At 65.0% G+C, this 17,518-nt stretch carries 16 protein-coding genes; 15 read left to right on the top strand and 1 reads right to left on the bottom strand.

Features of this window, described 5'->3' with window-relative positions; translation table 11 throughout:
* Positions 1–42 precede the first annotated feature (42 nt).
* A complete protein-coding gene (locus tag G6N73_RS26915; protein WP_165033042.1) occupies positions 43–690 on the bottom strand; it encodes a TetR/AcrR family transcriptional regulator in 648 nt (215 codons plus the stop codon).
* A gap of 221 nt (positions 691–911) precedes the next feature.
* Here G6N73_RS26915 and G6N73_RS26910 point away from each other — a divergent pair, with 221 nt between their 5' ends.
* The 15 genes from G6N73_RS26910 (at position 912) to G6N73_RS26840 (ending at position 17,484) form a co-directional block, all read left to right on the top strand.
* Entirely contained in the window at positions 912–1,760 is an 849-nt protein-coding gene (locus G6N73_RS26910; RefSeq protein ID WP_206079104.1) for a uracil-DNA glycosylase family protein, read from the top strand.
* A gap of 4 nt (positions 1,761–1,764) precedes the next feature.
* Complete coding sequence (locus G6N73_RS26905; protein WP_165033041.1) at positions 1,765–3,399, top strand: GMC family oxidoreductase; 1,635 nt, start codon at positions 1,765–1,767, stop codon at positions 3,397–3,399.
* A complete protein-coding gene (locus tag G6N73_RS26900) occupies positions 3,396–3,716 on the top strand; it encodes an NIPSNAP family protein (RefSeq protein ID WP_165033040.1) in 321 nt (106 codons plus the stop codon). Before G6N73_RS26905 ends, G6N73_RS26900 begins: the two co-directional genes overlap by 4 nt.
* A gap of 162 nt (positions 3,717–3,878) precedes the next feature.
* Complete coding sequence (locus G6N73_RS26895; protein WP_165033044.1) at positions 3,879–4,904, top strand: BMP family ABC transporter substrate-binding protein; 1,026 nt, start codon at positions 3,879–3,881, stop codon at positions 4,902–4,904.
* A gap of 35 nt (positions 4,905–4,939) precedes the next feature.
* The gene (locus G6N73_RS26890; RefSeq protein ID WP_165033039.1) at positions 4,940–6,499 is read left to right on the top strand and encodes an ABC transporter ATP-binding protein; all 1,560 of its coding nucleotides are present in this window, start codon (positions 4,940–4,942) and stop codon (positions 6,497–6,499) included.
* Positions 6,496–7,542, top strand: a complete 1,047-nt coding sequence (locus tag G6N73_RS26885; protein ID WP_165033038.1) for an ABC transporter permease — start codon at positions 6,496–6,498, stop codon at positions 7,540–7,542. Before G6N73_RS26890 ends, G6N73_RS26885 begins: the two co-directional genes overlap by 4 nt.
* Positions 7,527–8,420, top strand: a complete 894-nt coding sequence (locus G6N73_RS26880) for an ABC transporter permease (protein ID WP_165033037.1) — start codon at positions 7,527–7,529, stop codon at positions 8,418–8,420. The genes G6N73_RS26885 and G6N73_RS26880 overlap by 16 nt, the downstream gene beginning before the upstream one ends.
* Positions 8,421–8,428: 8 nt before the next feature.
* A complete protein-coding gene (locus G6N73_RS26875; protein ID WP_165033036.1) occupies positions 8,429–9,370 on the top strand; it encodes a nucleoside hydrolase in 942 nt (313 codons plus the stop codon).
* On the top strand, positions 9,367–10,893 hold the full coding sequence (locus G6N73_RS26870; protein WP_165033035.1) for an amidohydrolase family protein: 1,527 nt from the start codon (positions 9,367–9,369) through the stop codon (positions 10,891–10,893). Before G6N73_RS26875 ends, G6N73_RS26870 begins: the two co-directional genes overlap by 4 nt.
* A 595-nt stretch (positions 10,894–11,488) precedes the next feature.
* The gene (locus G6N73_RS26865; RefSeq protein ID WP_165033034.1) at positions 11,489–12,523 is read left to right on the top strand and encodes an ABC transporter substrate-binding protein; all 1,035 of its coding nucleotides are present in this window, start codon (positions 11,489–11,491) and stop codon (positions 12,521–12,523) included.
* Between the two features lie 4 nt (positions 12,524–12,527).
* Positions 12,528–13,343 (top strand): ABC transporter ATP-binding protein, encoded by an 816-nt coding sequence (locus tag G6N73_RS26860; protein WP_165033033.1) that lies wholly within the window; start codon positions 12,528–12,530, stop codon positions 13,341–13,343.
* Positions 13,343–14,158, top strand: a complete 816-nt coding sequence (locus G6N73_RS26855) for an ABC transporter permease (RefSeq protein WP_165033032.1) — start codon at positions 13,343–13,345, stop codon at positions 14,156–14,158. Before G6N73_RS26860 ends, G6N73_RS26855 begins: the two co-directional genes overlap by 1 nt.
* A gap of 37 nt (positions 14,159–14,195) precedes the next feature.
* Complete coding sequence (locus tag G6N73_RS26850; protein ID WP_165033031.1) at positions 14,196–15,557, top strand: FAD-dependent oxidoreductase; 1,362 nt, start codon at positions 14,196–14,198, stop codon at positions 15,555–15,557.
* The gene (locus tag G6N73_RS26845; RefSeq protein WP_165033030.1) at positions 15,554–16,714 is read left to right on the top strand and encodes a CaiB/BaiF CoA transferase family protein; all 1,161 of its coding nucleotides are present in this window, start codon (positions 15,554–15,556) and stop codon (positions 16,712–16,714) included. The genes G6N73_RS26850 and G6N73_RS26845 overlap by 4 nt, the downstream gene beginning before the upstream one ends.
* Complete coding sequence (locus G6N73_RS26840) at positions 16,711–17,484, top strand: enoyl-CoA hydratase-related protein (protein ID WP_165033029.1); 774 nt, start codon at positions 16,711–16,713, stop codon at positions 17,482–17,484. The genes G6N73_RS26845 and G6N73_RS26840 overlap by 4 nt, the downstream gene beginning before the upstream one ends.
* Positions 17,485–17,518 lie beyond the last annotated feature (34 nt).

Below are 17,518 nucleotides of genomic sequence, written 5' to 3'. Positions count from 1 at the left end.
GGGCACAGAGCGGGCATTCGCTGCCACGGAGCTGCGGCGTATCTACGAAGCTGGAAGGCAGCCACTCAGAATCACCTTCACGATTGTCTTCTGAGCAGCCTCATAGTCAGTCAAAGAGAGCCTCGCCTTCTCCAGCGTCACGGCTGCGACTTCTGCAAAGTCCGCGTAGAATTGCGTCGTGGCCCACAGCATGATGAAAAAGTGGTTCGGATCGATGGGCACTATCTTGCCGTCACGAACCCAGCCTTCGACCACCCGAACCCGCTCGCGTGTGATCTCCTGCATGTGACGCTTCTGCGCGCGCGAGAGAAAGCCACCGCCGCGCAGCATCTCGTTGGCGAAGAAGCGGGATTCGACCACGTGCCTGCGCGAATAATCAAGCTTGGCGGCGACATAGGCCGATAGAGCCTCCCTTGGATCGCGCTCGGCCGTAATGTGCTCGAGCGCCTTATCCCAGCCCTGCAGGAGCCGTTCAATGAGCGTGGTGTAGATCGCCTCCTTGGTGGAGAAGTAGTAATAGATATTGGCCTTGGGCAACCCACACGCTTCTGCGATTTCGGCGGTGCGCGTGCCATCGAAGCCCTTGCGCGAGAACAGCTCGACCGCCGCCTTGAGGATTTTCGCCTCGTTGCGCGCCCGTATGCGTTCTTCCGGCGCCTTTCGCGACGGCGCCGATTTCGCACCCGCCATGGTGACTGCCTCCCATAGTTTTTTCGCCCAGCCTGTTGAAGCCGCCTTTCCGGCGGCTCGTCCCTAAGCGGGATACACCTTCACCCGCTCGGTTCCAAGCGGCCGCCGGACGACATTAGAAAAATTGACGATTTGGTCAAGAAATTCGATTCAGGAAGTTGACTTTCCGGTCAGGTTTTGACTTAACTGGCGCAAGAGGTGTTCGGGAGGCTTGTGAAGGAATGCCGGTCAAGCTGGTCGATGCGCTGAGCGAGATGCTGTCGGGCTGGCAGGAGGATCTGCCCGAGCCGTGGCAGCCGGTTCTCGGCGATGTCCGGCTCGGCCTCGACGCGTGCGATCCCGAACTCGAACTCGACCATTGGGAACCGATTTTCCCCGCCAGGCATGGCCGCATCTTTCCCGGCGCGCCAAAGAGCGCGCACGTCTTTCGGGCTTTCGACAGCATCACGCCAGCCGATGTGCGCTGCGTGGTCTTGGGCCAGGACCCCTATCCCGCGCCGGATTTCGCCACCGGCAGGGCTTTCGAAGCCGGCAATGTGGCGGCGTGGCGCGAACTCGACAAAATGTTTTCAAAGAGCGTGCGCGCCTTCCTCCAGCTTGTCTGCGCGGCGCGGACGGGAAATGCCGCCTATGCGCGCTCTTTCGCCGACTGGCCAATGCTGCTTGCAGACATTGAGCGCGGTGCGGTGGATCTGGAGGCGCCGGAACAGCTTGCCGACCGCTGGGTCAAGGACGGGGTGCTTCTGCTAAACTCTTCCTTCACGCTGTCGCGGTTCGCCGTAGAAGTCGACCCGCATCAGTCGCGGGGCCATCTGCCGGTCTGGCGGCCGCTGATCCTGAGGGTGCTCGAACATCTCGCGCGCAGCGGGCGGACAATCGTTTTCCTTGGCTTCGGTGACGCCGCGGTCGAGAATCTCCGGCTTGCTGGCCTAACTCAGCCGGACGCACCGTTGGCAACGATCCAACGCGCTCATCCGGCTGCGGCCGATGCGGTGCTGGCGCTAGAAAATCCGTTCGTCGCGTGCAACCGCTTCCTCGAGAGGATGGGCGCTCGGCCCGTCGCCTGGTGATCCGATGAGCCGGACGGAAACCTTCGACTACATTATAATCGGTGCGGGCTCGGCGGGCTGCGTGCTCGCCAATCGTCTTTCCGCCGACCCAGCAGCGAACGTGCTTCTGCTGGAGGCCGGCGGCAGGGACCGCAATCCGCTCTTCCGGCTTCCGATGCTAATGGGCAAGCTGTTTCAGTCTGGCATTTACAACTGGCACTATCACACCGAGCCGGAGCCGCATCTGAACGGCCGCTCGCTCTACTGGCCGCGCGGCAAGGCGCTCGGCGGCTCCTCGACCATCAACGGCATGATCTATGTGCGCGGCAACCGCCACGACTACGACCGCTGGGCGCAACTCGGCCTGTCCGACTGGTCCTACGAAAAGGTCCTACCGGCCTTCCGCCGCTCGGAGGGCCATATCGAGCGCAACGACGTCTTCCACAATGGCGAAGGCGAACTGACCGTCTGCCGGTCGCGAAGCAAGAGCCTGCTGCATGATGTCTTCATCGAGGCGGGCGTCGAGGCGGGGCACCCGCGCAATGAAGATTTCAACGGGGCGGAGCAGGAAGGTTTCGGCAAGTTTGACTTCACGATCAAGGACGGCAAGCGCTGGTCGACATCCTTCGCCTTTCTCCGCCCCGTGCTGCACCGCAAGAACCTGACGGTCGAGATCGAGGCGCTGACGCACCGCATCCTTATCGAGAACGGCCGCGCCGTCGGCGTCGAGTTCTCACAGCGCGGGGAGGTGCGCACTGCGCGCGCCTCGCGCGAGGTGATCCTGTCTGCCGGCACGGTCAACTCGCCGCAATTGCTGATGCTGTCGGGCGTCGGCCCAGCGGACGAACTGGCCAGCCACGGCATCAACCCGGTCCACGATCTGCCGGGGGTCGGCAAGAACCTCCAGGACCATGTCGACTGCGTCATGGTCTGGGAATGCAGCAAGCCGGTGACACTCTATGGCGATCTGCGCGCCGACCGGCTGGTCTGGTCCGTCGCGGAGGGCATGCTGTTCGGCCGCGGCGTCGCCACCACTTTCCCCTACGAGGCGGGCGCCTTCATGAAGTCGCGCGCAGAACTCGCCGCGCCCGATATCCAGCTCCATTTCATGCCGGCGCTGGAGAAGACCGCAAACCTTCATTTCCCCAACCCTTTCAGGAAGAAGCAGGCGATCGAGGCCAATCACGGCTTCACGCTGCGCGTGGGGCCGGTCAATCCCGAAAGCCGCGGCGAGATCACGCTGCGCTCGGCGGACCCGTCTGCGGCGCCGCGAATTACCGCCAACTATCTGCAATCCGATTTCGACCTTCGCACAATGATCGCCGGCATCCGCATGACGCGCGATGTGATCGTGCAAAAGGCCTTCGCCCCCTATCGCGGCAAGGAACTTGCGCCCGGTCCAAACGTCGACACCGACGCCGACATGACGAAATGGCTGCGCGCCACGGCCATGACAACCTTTCATCCAGTCGGAACCTGCAAGATGGGCAGCGATCCGATGGCCGTGGTGGACGCCAGGCTCAAGGTGCGCGGGATCGAGCGCCTGCGCGTTGCCGACGCCTCGATCATGCCAATCATCTCCAGCGGCAACACCAACGCCCCGGCGATCATGATCGCCGAAAAGGCGGCCGACTTCATTCTCGGGGAGGCGCCACGATGATCGTCGAACACCGAACCTATACGTTCCGGCCGGGGTCGGTCGATGGGTGGTTGAAGAAATACGAGGCGGAAGGCTTGCCGATCCAGAAGCGGCACCTGAACCGCTTCCTCGGCCTCTATGTCAGCGAGATCGGACGCCTGCACACCACGGTGCTGATGTGGGGCTACGACAGCCTCGCCGATCGCGAGGCGCGGCGGGCGGCGATGTACGCCGACCCCGAATGGCAAACCTTCATCGCCGGCGTTTGGGCGCTCGGCGCCATTCAGAGTCAGGACGTGATGATCATGAACCCGGCGCCCTTCTCTCCGGGTGCCTAAATCGAACGCGGGGCGCGGGAAAACGCCCCGGAGTGGAGAGAGATGCGGCGGCAGTCGGTGCCGCCGCAACCAGAAAGAACCGAAAATCGGCGACCCCTAGAGCAAGGAACAGGACCAATGACAAGCAAATTCCGAACTGAATCGACCATGCTGCGGACACCCATCGACCGCCGCTTTCTCCTCAAATCGACGGCGGGCCTCGCGGCCCTCGGCGTGGCCGGCGGCCTGATGCTGCCTACCGCGCGCGCCCAGACGGGACTCGTCGCTCTGGTGCATACGCAAGCGGCGGGCGATGCCGGCCCGGTTGATTCCATGATCGCCAGGCTGAAGCGGCTTTCCGAGGAGAAGGGCTTCGAATACCGCGCCATCTACGCGCAGGATCCTGCGACCTACGAGACCATCTTTCGCACGCTGGGCGACGCCGGCGCGGCGGTGATCGTGTCGACCTTCAACGAGGTCGCCGAACCATTCAAGGCGGTGGCGCCAGCCTATCCCGATACCAAGTGGATCCAGCTCTTTGCCGATCCGTTCGAGCCGCCGATCCCGAATGTCGTGACCGTCTCCTACGACTACTATCTCGGCTGCTACCTCTCCGGTATCTTCGCCGCCCGGGTCAGCAAGACCGGCAAGATCGGCTTCATCGGCGGCATCTCGATCCCGCCCATCAACGCCGACTTCAACGCCCTGAAGGCCGGCGCGCAGTCGGTGCGCCCGGACGCCACGGTGACGGCCGCCTTCGCCGGCTCCTTCCAGGATCCCGCCAAGGGTCAGGAGATCGCCGCGCAGATGTTCTCGGACGGCATCGACTATATCCAGACCGATGCGGCCGCGACCGATTTCGGCATCATCGCCGCCGCCAATGAAGGCGAAGGCCGCATGGTCAGCGCGCTCGACCCGGCCCAGTTCCCGATCGGCCCCAAGTCGCTGATCTCGATCGTCGGGCTCGATTTCGGCGCCTCCCTCTATAACGAGACGACGAAAGCGTTGGGAAGCGATTGGGCCGGCGGCAGCCACGTCTCGACCGGGCTCGACACCGGCGTCATCGATTTCATCCTGTCGCCGCTCTTCCAGGAGCAGGGACAGGCGGATATCGTCGCCAAGGCCAAGGAGGCCTGGCCCGAGATCCAAAAGGCGAAGGCCGGTATCCTGGATGGCTCGATCAAGGTGCCGTTCAATACCGCTCTTTGAGCAGTCACCCAGACGCTGAACCGGATCATGCCGCAATGAGGGAAGGCGCAGGCCCCGTTTTCGCTTGCCGTGGCGTCACCGTGCGCTACGGCCACGTCGTGGCGCTCGCCGGTGTCGGCGTTGACTTCGAACGCGGCATGATCCACGCCGTGGTCGGCCAGAACGGTGCGGGAAAGACCACCTTTGCCTGCGTCGTCGCCGGTCTCGTCGAGCCGGAGTCCGGCGAACTCTCGATCGACGGGCAGGCGCTATCGGGCGGCGACGTCAACGAGGCGCGAAGCGCCGGCGTGGAACTTGTCCACCAGAGCTTCGCCCTACCACCCTCCTTCACGGTGGCGGAAGCCATGCAGTTCGGCGCCGAAGGTGGCGGGCTCTACACGAAATCCATGCTCGAAAAGCGCTGGCAGCCGCATCTCGACGGGCTCGACGTCAGGGTCTCCGCCAAGCGGCGCATCCGCGACCTTCCGATCGAGACGCAGCAGGGCGTGGAGATCGCGCGGGCGCTGGTCACCGACGCGAAGCTGCTCATCCTCGACGAGCCGACGGCTGTGCTGTCTCCCGAGGGCGCGCAGAAACTCTTCGAGCGGGTGAGGCGGCTGAAGGCGCTCGGCGTCACCGTCATCCTGATCCTGCACAAGATCCGCGAGGTGCTGGCGGTCGCAGACACCGTCACCGTCTTGCGTGGCGGGCGGCTCGTCGAGGGACCTATCCCTTGCGCGGGGGTTGATGCTGGTCGCCTCGCCGAACTCATCATTGGCCCTGCGGCACACAGCTTGGGCGAAGAGGAGAAGGCCGCACTGACGGGCGCGGCGATCCCCACGCATTCGGACGACATTTCCGCGCCGGCTCGCGCAGTCCCGATCCTGGAGATGAAGAGCGTCTCGACCCGGCCCGATTCGGAAGGGCCGGCGCTCGACGCTGTCAGCCTTGCCGTCCGGCCGGGAGAGATCGTTGGCGTGGCTGGTGTGGAGGGTAACGGCCAGCGCACACTCGTGCGCGCCATTTCATCGCTGATCCACGTAACGAACGGACGTATCGCCATCGAGGGCCGCGACATGACCGTGGCCCCGCTCGGCGAACGTCGCGCGGCGGGCCTGCGGGTCATCCCCTTTGAGCGCAATGTTGAGGGGCTGAGCCTGACCAGCGCCCTGTGGGAGAACTGGTCGGCGCGCGGACTGCTGCAGAAGCCGCTGCTGTCGGCGATCAGCCCTTCCGGCCTTCGCCGCCGCTGCGCCGCTGCGCTCGACGCTTGGGACGTGCGTTATGCCGATGTCGGCCAGCGCGCCGGCTCTCTCTCAGGCGGCAATGCGCAAAAGGTAATCCTGTCGCGCGAGATGGACGAGGAAGCGCGGTTGATCCTCGCCGCACAGCCGACGCGCGGCCTCGATATCGGCGCGACCGCCTTCGTGTGGGATGCCCTCCGCAAAGCCAGGGCGCGCGGCTGCGGCATTCTCTTCGTCTCTTCCGATCTCGACGAGATATTCGACATTTGCGACCGCGTGGTTGTCATGCTGTCGGGCCGCATCGTCGCCGAATTCCGGCCACCCTTCGACATCGCAGCCGTCGGGGCAGCCATGACGGGGGTGACGCGATGACCGACCGCATCGTGTCCGTGTTGCGCGCGATCGTGTTCATCGGCATCGGGCTGGCGCTTTGCGGCGTGATCTTCGAGATCGCCGGCTACTCCGCGCCGCTGATGTTCCAGTCGATTGCTGACGGCGCCTTTCTCAGGAGTGGCGCGCTTGGACACGCACTGCGCTGGGGCCTACCGCTCTTCATCACGGCCGTCGGCGTCGCCATCTCCTTCCGCGCCGGCTATTTTAACATAGGCGCGCAGGGCCAATTCTACATGGGCGCGATCGCGGCCGCCTTCGTGGCAGAATGGCTGAACGGCTGGCCGGCCATGATCGTCATCCCAGCCTGCTTCGTCGCAGGCATGACTGGCGGCGCGCTGTGGGCGCTGTGGCCGGGCCTTCTGCGGCTGAAATCGGGCGCGGATGAGGTCATCACCACGCTGATGGGCAATTTCCTCGCCAGCCTCGTCCTCGTCTACGTCACCTCGGGCCCGCTAAAGGACCCATCGGGCTCCGGCCAGCAGGCCTCCAGCCGTCCGCTCGACGCCGCCTACCGCATCAGCACCTCCTACGGCCTTTCGCCGACCATCGTCGCACTCGCCGTGCTGGTCGGCGTGCTGATGTGGCTGCTCGTTAACCGCACCGCCTTCGGCGTACTCGCGGGGCTCGCCGGGCGCAACCCGACCATGGTCGAGTGGCAGGGCGCGCGCATCTGGCGTATCGGGCTCGCCAGCTTCCTGATCAGCGGAGCGCTGGCTGGCCTCGCCGGCACGATCGAGCTGATGGGACCCAATGGCCGTTTGGCTGGCGGCTTCCTGCCGGGTCACGGCTTCACCGCGATCCTGATCGCGCTGGTCGCCGGCCTGTCGGTGGCCGGAACCGCCTTCGTGGCCCTGTTCTTCGGCGGGCTGGCCTCGGCGGCGCTCTTCCTTCCGGTCATGGCCGGGCTGCCCTCGGCAGCGATCGACATCATCAACGCCGCGATCGCGCTTTTCATCACCGCCAAGTCCGGCATGATCGACCGGATCGTCAAATTCGGGAGGCGCGCTTGGACGAGATCATAGTCGCCATTCTGCGCTCGGGCACGCCGCTCGTCTATGTCACGCTGGCCGGCGTTATTGCCCAACGCGCCGGCATCTGGCACCTCGGCCTCGAGGGACTGATGATCACAGGCGCCTGCGCCACAATCCTCGGCATCGTGCTGACCGGCTCGCTAGCATTGGCGCTTCTCATCGCGGTCGTGCTCTGTATCGTCGGCTCGATCCTGTTCTGGTTCGTGGTCGAGAAGCTTAGGGCCAACCAGATCATCGCGGGCCTGGGGCTGACCGGGCTTGGGCTCGGCGGCACTTCGCTCGCCGTGCAGTCGATCTTCGGCGCGCAGGCGGCGGTAACCGCTCCCTTCGGCCTACCGCGTCTCGGGCCCGCCTTCGGAGCCTATGGCGCGCTGTCGGTGCTGGTGCTGTTGATGCCTGTCTTCGTCTTCGCCATCTGGGTGCTGCTCCGGCGCACGCGCTTTGGCCTGAGGCTCGCGGCTTCCGGCGAGCATCCCTTTGCCGCCCGCGGCGTCGGCGTGAACCCGTCGATAATGCGGCTGGTCGCGCTCGTGCTCGGCGGCGCGCTCTGCGCGCTGGCCGGCGCAGAGCTGGCCGCCGGCAGCCTCCAAATATTCGCCCAGAACATGACCGCCGGCCGCGGCTTCATGGGTTTTGCCGCCGTCATCTTCGGCGCGGGGCATCCGGTCGGCGCGACCTTCGCGGCGATTTTCTTCGCGGTCGTCGGCGCGATCGGCATTCGCGCCCAGCTCGTCTTCGGCGACCGCATCCCGCACGATCTGCTGCTCGGACTGCCCTATATCGCCACCGTCTTCGGCATCTGGCTGAGCGCCAAGCTGCGCGGCGGCGCCAGGGCCGCGGTCGGTTTCGGCGAACTGCGCGATCCGTAGGACAGGACGTGAAGAAAAAGCTCATCATCCTTACCGATCCTGGCCAGGATCAGGCCGCGGCGATCCTCATGATCCTCGGCGCTCCCGAGGCCTTCGAGGTGCTCGGGTTGGTCGCCACCGCGGGCAACATCGATCTCGGCCATACGACAGCCGATTGCCTTAAGCTGCTCGAACTCGCCGGCCGGACCGATATCCCGGTCTTTGCCGGCTGTCCGCGCCCGGTGCTGCGCGGGCTGGTGACGGCCGAGCACGTTCACGGGCCGACAGGGCTCGACGGGCCGGACCTGCCTGAGCCGACGACCACGATATCGCCGGTCCACGGCGTCGATTTCATCGTGCGCACGCTCCGCGAGGCCGAACTTGGCGCGATCACAATCTGCTCGCTGTCGCCGCTGACCAACCTCGCCATGGCGCTGGTGCAAGCGCCGGACATCGCGCCCAGGATCAGCGAGATCGTGGCGATGGCCGGTGCCTATTTCGAGGTCGGCAACATCACGCCAACGGCCGAGTTCAACGTCTATGTCGACCCAGAGGCCGCGCGGATCGTACTTGAGGCCGGCATTCCGACCACGCTGCTGCCGCTCGACGTCACCCATAAGATGCTGTCGACGCCGGCACGGCTCGCCGCCATGCGCGCGCTCGCCAACCGCTGCGGGATCGCGACCGCCGAGATGCTGGAATTCTCCGAAAGCTTCGACCTGGACAAATACGGCTGGGATGGCGCGCCGCTGCATGGCCCCTGCGTGCCGACCTTCATGCTGTCTCCCGACATCTTCTCCGGCCGGCGGATCAACGTTTCGGTTGAAACGTCAGGCGCGCTCACGCTCGGCATGACTGTCGCCGACTGGTGGGGTATCACCGACCGGCCGAAGAACGCCTTCTACGTCCGCGACGGCGACCCGGACCGCTTTTACGCCCTGCTCCTCGAATGCCTCGGAAACCTGCCATGAGCCAGACCCTGATCCGCAACGCAACGATCATGACCATGGATGCAGAGCGCGGGACCGTGCCCTTCGAGGGCGACGTGTTGGTGGACGGAACGACGATCAAGGCGATCGGCACGGACCTGGCGGCGGAACCCGGCGCGACCGTGCACGACGGGCGGCGCAAGCTGGTCATGCCCGGCCTCATCAATGCGCACACCCATTCGAGCGAGACCTTCTTTCGCGGCCGCTACGAAAAGATGCCGCTCGAGGTCTGGCTGCTCTATGCGTACCCGCTCTTGATGGGGCCCGTTATCGAGCCGCGGCTGCTCTATCTTCGCTCGCTGCTGCTCGCCATGGAATCGCTGAAATCGGGCGTGACCACCATGTCCGACTGCTTCTTCGATCCACCTCGGCACGAGCTCGATCGGCTGGGGACTGTCTTCCAAGCCTATGACGATGCCGGCATCCGCGCCAATGTGTCGAGCGGGGTGATGAATATCCACACCCTCGACGCGCTGCCCTTCGCGCGTGAGGTAATCCCGGCCGAAGTGCAGGAGACGCTGCAGTTCGGCCCGCCGATTGCGGCCGAGGCGTATCTCGACTATTGCCGGGCCGCGATCGAGGCATTCGACGGCATGTCGGGGCGGCTGAAGTTCATGATCGCGCCATCCGCTCCCCAACGCTGCACCGCCGATCTGCTTACCGGTTGCTACGCGCTCGCTTTGGAACGCAGCCTGCCCTTTCACAGCCATGTGATGGAAACCATCACTCAGGCGGTCACCGGACCGGAACTCTATGGCAAGAGCCTGGTGCGCTATATGGCCGATCTCGGCGTGCTCGGCCGCAACACCACCATCGCCCATTCGGTCTGGGTCGACGACGCCGACATCGCGCTGATGGGCGAGGCCGGCGTCACCGTCGTCCACAACGCGGTGTCGAACCTGAAGCTCGGCGCGGGCGTGGCCCCGGTGCGCCGGCTGATGCAGGCCGGCGTCTCGATCGCGCTCGGCACCGACGGCATTTCTTCCAACGACACGGCGAGCATCTTCGACGTCATGCGCGTCGCGGGGCTGCTGCACGGCGCCAGCGGGCCGGACCACGCGACGTGGCTGTCGGCCTCCGAACTGCTGCAGGCGGCAACGGTGGGCGGCGCGCGCAGCGCGATGCTCGAGCGCGTGACCGGATCGCTCGAGTCCGGCAAGGCCGCGGACCTGATCATGCTCGACCTCGACGCCTACGCCTTCACGCCTCTAAACGACATCGCCCGACACCTCGTCTACGCGGCGAATGCCGGCCATATTGACCTGGTCATGGTGGGCGGCGAAGTCGTGGTGCGCGATGGTCGCCTGACGCGGGTCGACGAGGGCGCGGTTCTGGCCGAGATCCGCGAACGCATGCCGGCCTATCTCGCCGGGCATGCCGAGGTGGAGGCACGCAACCGGGCGCTGGAGCCGTGGTTTGCCGAAATCCATCGCCGGTCTGCAAAGCGGCATACAGGCGTCTACCGCTATGCCGGCGACGCGACGCTGTGGCCGCGAAATTGGTGAGCGCAGGTAGGCTGTCTTTGCATATGGAATGGAAATGTCCCAAAATCGGTGGGTCTGATTTCGAGGTGAAGGACCGCCCCGCGATCAGGAGCGAGCCTTGGTTGTTTCGGAACCCCCCAGATCAAAGATCACACTGCCCTAACCTGCGAACAGGAATGTCTGGTGTGATCTCGACAGGCGACTTCGGACGCATCACCTGAGGGTCCGGCCCTGCGGCGATCTCGCCATTTTGCGAACGATCGGATTGGTCCGTTACCGACAAGCGGAAAAATACGCCGTTCATCCGCAACGAGTGGAAGCTGCCGTTGGGCCTGGCTGGCGGAAGGGCCAGATCGCTGCCGCAAGCGGAGCCAGTTCGACACATTTGGCAGTCGTCTGAAAACTTCCGCGGCCCGAAGCGCGTAGTCTGGTACGGCATCTCTCGCTTGTGAAACCCTTCGGCGACACTGGCACAGATAGCGTTGCCGAAATGGCAGCGGCCAAGCCGAATCATTCTTCTTTATTCGAACGTTCATTGGGATCATCATTTCACTTGGACTTTGTAAACAAGGGCGCAGGGGAACGCGCCAGAGGCCCACCAACGGGAGATCCGGACATGCCTCACAGCTTGAAAACGCGTCGCGAATTTCTCCAGGCGGCCGCGGCCGTCGGCGGCCTCGCCGTCACGCACAGCCTAATCGGCGTCACGCCGGCCATGACGCAATCGCCGGCCAAGGTCGGCATGCAACTCGGCTGGCTGGCCTCCAACGGCATCCTGGGCGAAGTCGTCGCCATCAAGAAGGGCTTTTATGCGGAGGAAGGCGTCGAACTCGAGATCACCCCCGGCGGCCCCAATATCGACGGCGTCGGCGGCGTCGCCGCCGGTCAGCGCACTCTCGGCCAGACCTCGTCGAGCCCCTCGGTCATGCTGGCGCGCTCAGCCGGCATTCCCATCAAGGCTTTCGCGGCCGGATATCAAAAACATCCCTTCACCTATTTCTCGCTCGAAAACGCGGCGATCCGCGAGCCCAAAGACATGATCGGCAAGACGATCGCGACGCAACCGACCGCCTTCATCCTGCTGCGAGCACTGCTCGCCAAGAACGGCATCGCCGAGGACCAGGTCACCGTGGTCAATATGGGTTCCGACATGAATCAGCTTATCACCGGCCAGGCCCAGGCGGTGACCGGCTGGCTGACCAACACCAACGCACTCAAGGTGCTGGGCGCCGACCGGGTCGACATGATGCTGTGGGACACCGGCATCCAGCTCTATGCCAACGTTTATTTCGCCACCGACAAGACGCTGACCGAGACCCCCGACGTGCTTGAAAAGTTCGTGCGAGGATCGGCGCGGGGCTGGGGCTATGCAAAGGAGCATCCTGAAGAAGCGGTTGAAATCCTGGTTGAAACATATCCGAATCTCGACAAGGCGAGCGAACTGGACGCCGTTGGGCCCGTGCTAGACTTCAGCTTCCGCGACACCACCAAGGAACACGGCTGGGGCGGGATGACTCGCGAAAACTGGACAGCGCAGGTCGACACCTACGCCTCGCTCGACCAGTTCAAGGGCGCGGTGCCGACCGTCGACGACGTGATGACGCTGGCGATTCTCGAGGCGACAGCCGACATCCGCAAGAAGGTCGGCTAGGGCGATGGCCGCGACCGTCTTGGCCAAGGTGCCCGCCTCGCCGGCAGCCGCGCACGCGATGGGAGCCGTCGCGGTGTCGGTCAGGGGCGTGGACGTCGTCTTCGGCGGCGACAAAACAGCAGTCACCGCCCTTGCTGGGGTGTCGGTCGACATTCCCGTGGGATCGCTGGTGACGATGATCGGGCCGTCTGGCTGCGGCAAGTCGACCCTGCTTCGGACGATCGCCGACCTGGTTCCGGCCAGCGCGGGGGAAATAACAGTGCTCGGGCGGTCGCCGCAAGAGGCGCGGCGCGAGCGCAATTTCTCCTTCGTCTTCCAGGACGCGACGCTGTTGCCCTGGCGTAGCGCCATCGACAATGTGCGCCTGCCGCTCGAAGTTGGCGGCGGCGGCTCGGCCCATGCCGAGCCGGCCGAACTCCTGAAACTGGTCGGCCTCGCGGGGCGCGAGCGCGCGCTGCCGGCCGAGCTGTCGGGCGGCATGCGCCAGCGCGTCGCCATCGCCAGGGCGCTGGTGTCGCGACCGAAAATCCTGCTCATGGACGAGCCTTTCGGCGCGCTCGACGAGATCACGCGCGACAAGCTCAACGAGGAACTTCTGCGCATCTGGCAGGAGACGGGTACGACGATCATGTTCGTCACCCACTCGATCCCGGAAGCCGCCTTCCTCGGCCAGCATGTGCTCGTGCTCGCCTCGCATCCGGGGCGGGTGAAGGAGTTCATGACCATCGACCTGCCCTATCCGCGCCGTCTCGCGGTGCGCGACACGCTCGAATTCGTGCGGATCACGGCTCGCCTACGCCAGCTTCTGGAGGAATGCTGATGGCCGACACCGCGCATCGCACCTCGGCCCTGCCGAATCAGGGCCTGTTCGCCTTCGCCGACCGTTTACGTGACAAATGGCCGGCGATCGCCGCCGTCATCGGCCTGCTCACCTTCTGGCAGCTCATCGTCTGGGGCTTTTCCGTGCCGACTTACATGGCGCCAAGCCCTGTGGAGGTGCTGAACGCGTTCCGGCAGGACGGCTGGACATTGTGGGCCAATTTCTGGCCGACGCTGTTTGAGGCCCTGCTCGGCTTCATCTTCGGCAATCTGGTCGCCATCTTGCTGGCGGTGTGGTTCGTCCACAGCCGCACGGCCGAACGCGCCTTCTATCCGATCGCGGTGTTCATCAACACGATCCCGATCATCGCGGTCGCGCCGATCCTGGTGCTGATCTTCGGCAACGGCATCGCGCCCAAGATCATCATTGCCGCGCTGATCTGCTTCTTCCCGACGCTGGTCAACATGGTGCGCGGGCTGAAGGCGGTGACGCCGGCCACCCTCGACCTGATGCGCGTGCTCTCGGCCTCGCAATCCGAGATCTTCTGGAAGGTTCGCATCCAGAGTTCGCTACCGTTCCTGTTCGCCGCGCTCAAGATCGCCAGCACCACCTGCGTCATCGGAGCGATCGTGGCCGAATGGATCGGCTCCAATTTCGGCCTCGGCGCGCTGATTATCGAGGCGACCTACAATTTCCGCGCGCCGCTGCTCTACGCGACCGTGTTCACTGCGGCCCTGCTGGCGGTGTCGTTGTTTTCACTCGTCTCGATCGCCGAGACGCGCCTGATCAAATGGAAGGCGTCCGACGTCCACTGACGACGTGCCGCCGCCGACAGGAAATCCGGAGGAAGTCATGGTTACGCAGACCATCAGGGAAGCCGCGCGCGAAGCGCAAGTCGCGGACAGGTCCGACGTCGTCGTCGTCGGGGGGGGGCCGGCCGGCATTTCAGCCGCCGTGTCGGCCGCGCGCAACGGCGCGTCGGTGACGCTGCTCGAGCGCTATCCCTATCTGGGCGGGCTCGCCTCGGGCGGCATGGTGCTGGTGCTCGACGATATGCACAACGGCACGGAAGTCACCGTGCAAGGCATCTGCATGGAGATGATCGAGCGCATGCGTGCCTGGGGCCTGTGCGTCACGCCGCCGGACGAGGACCGCAAACCCGGAGCGCGTGAGACGGATGCGATGTGGCGCAAATGGGCGCGCTGGGGCCTGTTCGATTTCCACACCCATTCCATGCCGCATCCGATCTGCTTTTCCGCCGCCTTCGATCCCGACGCCTTCAAGCGCGCCTCCTATGCCGTCATCGGCGACGCCGGCGTAAAGCTCAGGGCGCATAGCTGGTTCTCCTCGGCGATCGTTGAGGACGGCGCGATCAAGGGCGTCGTCTGCGAGACCAAGGAAGGCCGGCAGGCGATCCTGGGAGACGTGGTGATCGACGCCACCGGCGACCTCGACGTCGCCGCCAGCGCCGGCGCAAAATCGCAGGAAAGCTCCTTCATCCTCACCACAGTGTCGCGCTGGGGCGGGGTCGACACCGACCGAGCCGAGGCTTTTCAGTTTGAGAGCCCGAAAGAGTTCGCTGCGCTCGATCACGAGGCCAAGCGCATCATCGGCGGCTGCTGGAATTTCTGGTGGCTGAAGACGCCGCTGCCGGGCGTGGTGTGGCTCAACTGCCCGCACATCCCCAAGCTTCATGGCTTGAAGGTCGCCGACCTGACCGCCGCTGAGATCGAGGGTAGGGTGCGTATGGAGCGCCTGATGGAATTCGCGCGCAAGAATCTTCCCGGCTTCGAGAATGCCTATGTCGTCGACTTCGCGCCACAGACCGGTGTGCGCCAGACGCGCCTGCTGCAAGGCGAATACGTCGTAACCAAGGAGGACGTGATGTCGCGCCGGCATTTCGCCGACACGGTCTGTCGCGGCCGCGATTATTACACGCCTTACCGCGCCATGCTGCCGCGGGAGGTCGATCAGTTGATCGTCGCCGGGCGGCATTATTCGGCGACGCCGCAGGCGCAGAAGACCTCCCGCGAGATCCCGCCGTGCATGGCCATGGGGGAGGCGGCGGGCGTCGCCGCGACGGTGGCGCTCAATGCGGGAGTCACGGTGCGCAAGGTCGACGTCAGGGCGATCCAGACAAAGATGCGGGCGCAGGGCGCCGATCCCGGCGATGTGCCGTCCGACAACGCTACATTTCTGGAGGCCGCCGAATGACCACTCTTCCCCTCGACGGCGTCAGGGTGATCGACTTCACGCAGGTGATGCTCGGTCCCTGCTGCACCCAGGTTCTCGCCGACTACGGCGCGGAAGTCATCAAGATCGAGAAGGAGAAGATCGGCGATCTGTCGCGCTGGTCGCTCGGCTCCGATCCGGACGGCCTGAATAATCCCGTATTCTGTTCGCTCAACCGCAACAAAAAGAGCGTCGCGCTCGACCTCAAGTCGGACGAGGCGCGCGCGCAGGTGCTCGACCTGATCGAGGGGGCCGACGTTGTGGTCAGCAATTTTCGTCCCGGCGTGATGGAGCGCATGGGCTTCGGCTACGAGGATCTGAAGCGCCGCAATCCGGGCATTATCTTCGCGCTCGGCACCGGCTTTGGCCTCGAAGGCCCCAACCGGCACAAGGGCGGTCAGGACATTCTCGCGCAGGCCATGACCGGCCTTATGGCGCGCAAGTCCGATCCGGCGCTGCCCACCTCGATTTATTCGACGCCGCTCTGCGACTACTCGGCCGGCATGCATCTCGTCCAGGGTATCCTGCTCGCGCTGCTACAGCGCCAGAAGACGGGCGTCGGCCAGGTCGTCGCCGTCAGCCTCTACAATTCCATGCTCGCCCTGCAGATGCAGGAAGGGGCGGCGCACATGATGCGCGGTAAGGATCTCAACTGGGGTGCGTTCCCGCTGACGGGCGTGTTCGAGACCACCGACCGGCCGATCGTTATGGTCGGCGCGTTCAAGCAGAACCCGCTGCGCGACATCTGCAATGCGCTGGAAATCGAAGACCTGTCGCTCGAGGAGCGGTTTGCGGATTTCGACCGCCAGGCGGAGAGCCGACCCGATTTGCAAGCGATTTTCCGCGCTCGGTTCGCGGAAGAGGGATCGGCCCATTGGCTGAAGCGGCTGGAGGGCGTGGATATCCTGTGCGCGCCGGTGCGCACGCTGGGCGAAGCGCTGGAGGACGAGCAGACGCTTGTCAATCGGATGGTCATCGAGGCGGGACGTACCGCCGCTGGACCGGTGCGGCTCATCGGAAGTCCGATCGAAATGTCAGCCGCGCCGCTGGAAATCCGCCACGCGCCGCCGCGTCTCGGCGAGCACAATGACGAGGTGCTGGGCGCAGTCGCCGAATTGCGTAAGGTGGGCGCGGCGTGACCGTCACTCTCGACATCGCCGATCGCGTCGCGCGCATTGTCATCGACCGGCCGGAACGACTGAACGCGATCGACGCCGAGGCCGAGACCGAACTGGAGGCGATCTGGCAGGAGCTCGAACGCCGCAACGATGTCAGCTGCGTCGTGCTGACGGGCGCGGGCGAGAAGGCGTTTTGCGTCGGCGCCGACCTGAAGGATGTCAGCAAGTCCGGGCTGGAATACTGGACCGCTGCCCGGCCGAACGGCTTCGGCGGCATCGCCTACCGGCGCTCGCTCGACATCCCGCTGATCGCGCGCGTCAACGGCTACGCGCTCGGTGGCGGATTCGAGATGGTGCTCGGCTGCGACATCGTGATCGCGTCGGAAACGGCCCGGTTCGGCCTGCCGGAAGCGCGCGTCGGCCGCATGCCGCTCGACGGCGGCATGGTACTGTTGCAGCGCAAGATCCCGCACAATCTGGCGATGGGCGTCATGCTGTCGGGCCGCCGCTTTTCCGCCGCCGAGATGGCGGGCTTCGGCATCGTCAACGAGGTCGCCGCGCCGGATGCGCTCGACTTCGTCGTCGATCGCTGGGCCGACGACATTGTCGCCTGCGCGCCGCTGTCGCTGCGTGCGATCAAACAGACGGTGAACCGCACTGGCCATCTGTCGCCAGCGGATGCGCAGGCGCTCAGAACGCCGGCGCTGGTGGCGGCGCTCACGAGCGAGGACGGCAAGGAAGGCGTCCGCGCTTTCAACGAAAAGCGTGCGCCGATTTGGCAGGGCCGCTAGGATCGCTGCGACAAGTATCCGCCTAGAGGAAGGT

The organism is Allomesorhizobium camelthorni (genome assembly GCF_011045125.1).
Classification (GTDB): domain Bacteria; phylum Pseudomonadota; class Alphaproteobacteria; order Rhizobiales; family Rhizobiaceae; genus Allomesorhizobium; species Allomesorhizobium camelthorni.
The sequence above is the reverse complement of the archived record's forward strand: the minus strand, read 5'-3'. Positions and strand labels throughout refer to the sequence as shown.

What these genes read in the sequence shown, in the direction of transcription:
- G6N73_RS26915 (WP_165033042.1), bottom strand. Translation starts at nt 690, where the DNA reads ATGGCGGGTGCGAAATCGGCGCCGTCGCGAAAGGCGCCGGAAGAACGC.
- G6N73_RS26910 (WP_206079104.1), top strand. Translation starts at nt 912, where the DNA reads ATGCCGGTCAAGCTGGTCGATGCGCTGAGCGAGATGCTGTCGGGCTGG.
- G6N73_RS26905 (WP_165033041.1), top strand. Translation starts at nt 1,765, where the DNA reads ATGAGCCGGACGGAAACCTTCGACTACATTATAATCGGTGCGGGCTCG.
- G6N73_RS26900 (WP_165033040.1), top strand. Translation starts at nt 3,396, where the DNA reads ATGATCGTCGAACACCGAACCTATACGTTCCGGCCGGGGTCGGTCGAT.
- G6N73_RS26890 (WP_165033039.1), top strand. Translation starts at nt 4,940, where the DNA reads ATGAGGGAAGGCGCAGGCCCCGTTTTCGCTTGCCGTGGCGTCACCGTG.
- G6N73_RS26885 (WP_165033038.1), top strand. Translation starts at nt 6,496, where the DNA reads ATGACCGACCGCATCGTGTCCGTGTTGCGCGCGATCGTGTTCATCGGC.
- G6N73_RS26870 (WP_165033035.1), top strand. Translation starts at nt 9,367, where the DNA reads ATGAGCCAGACCCTGATCCGCAACGCAACGATCATGACCATGGATGCA.
- G6N73_RS26865 (WP_165033034.1), top strand. Translation starts at nt 11,489, where the DNA reads ATGCCTCACAGCTTGAAAACGCGTCGCGAATTTCTCCAGGCGGCCGCG.
- G6N73_RS26860 (WP_165033033.1), top strand. Translation starts at nt 12,528, where the DNA reads ATGGCCGCGACCGTCTTGGCCAAGGTGCCCGCCTCGCCGGCAGCCGCG.
- G6N73_RS26855 (WP_165033032.1), top strand. Translation starts at nt 13,343, where the DNA reads ATGGCCGACACCGCGCATCGCACCTCGGCCCTGCCGAATCAGGGCCTG.
- G6N73_RS26850 (WP_165033031.1), top strand. Translation starts at nt 14,196, where the DNA reads ATGGTTACGCAGACCATCAGGGAAGCCGCGCGCGAAGCGCAAGTCGCG.
- G6N73_RS26845 (WP_165033030.1), top strand. Translation starts at nt 15,554, where the DNA reads ATGACCACTCTTCCCCTCGACGGCGTCAGGGTGATCGACTTCACGCAG.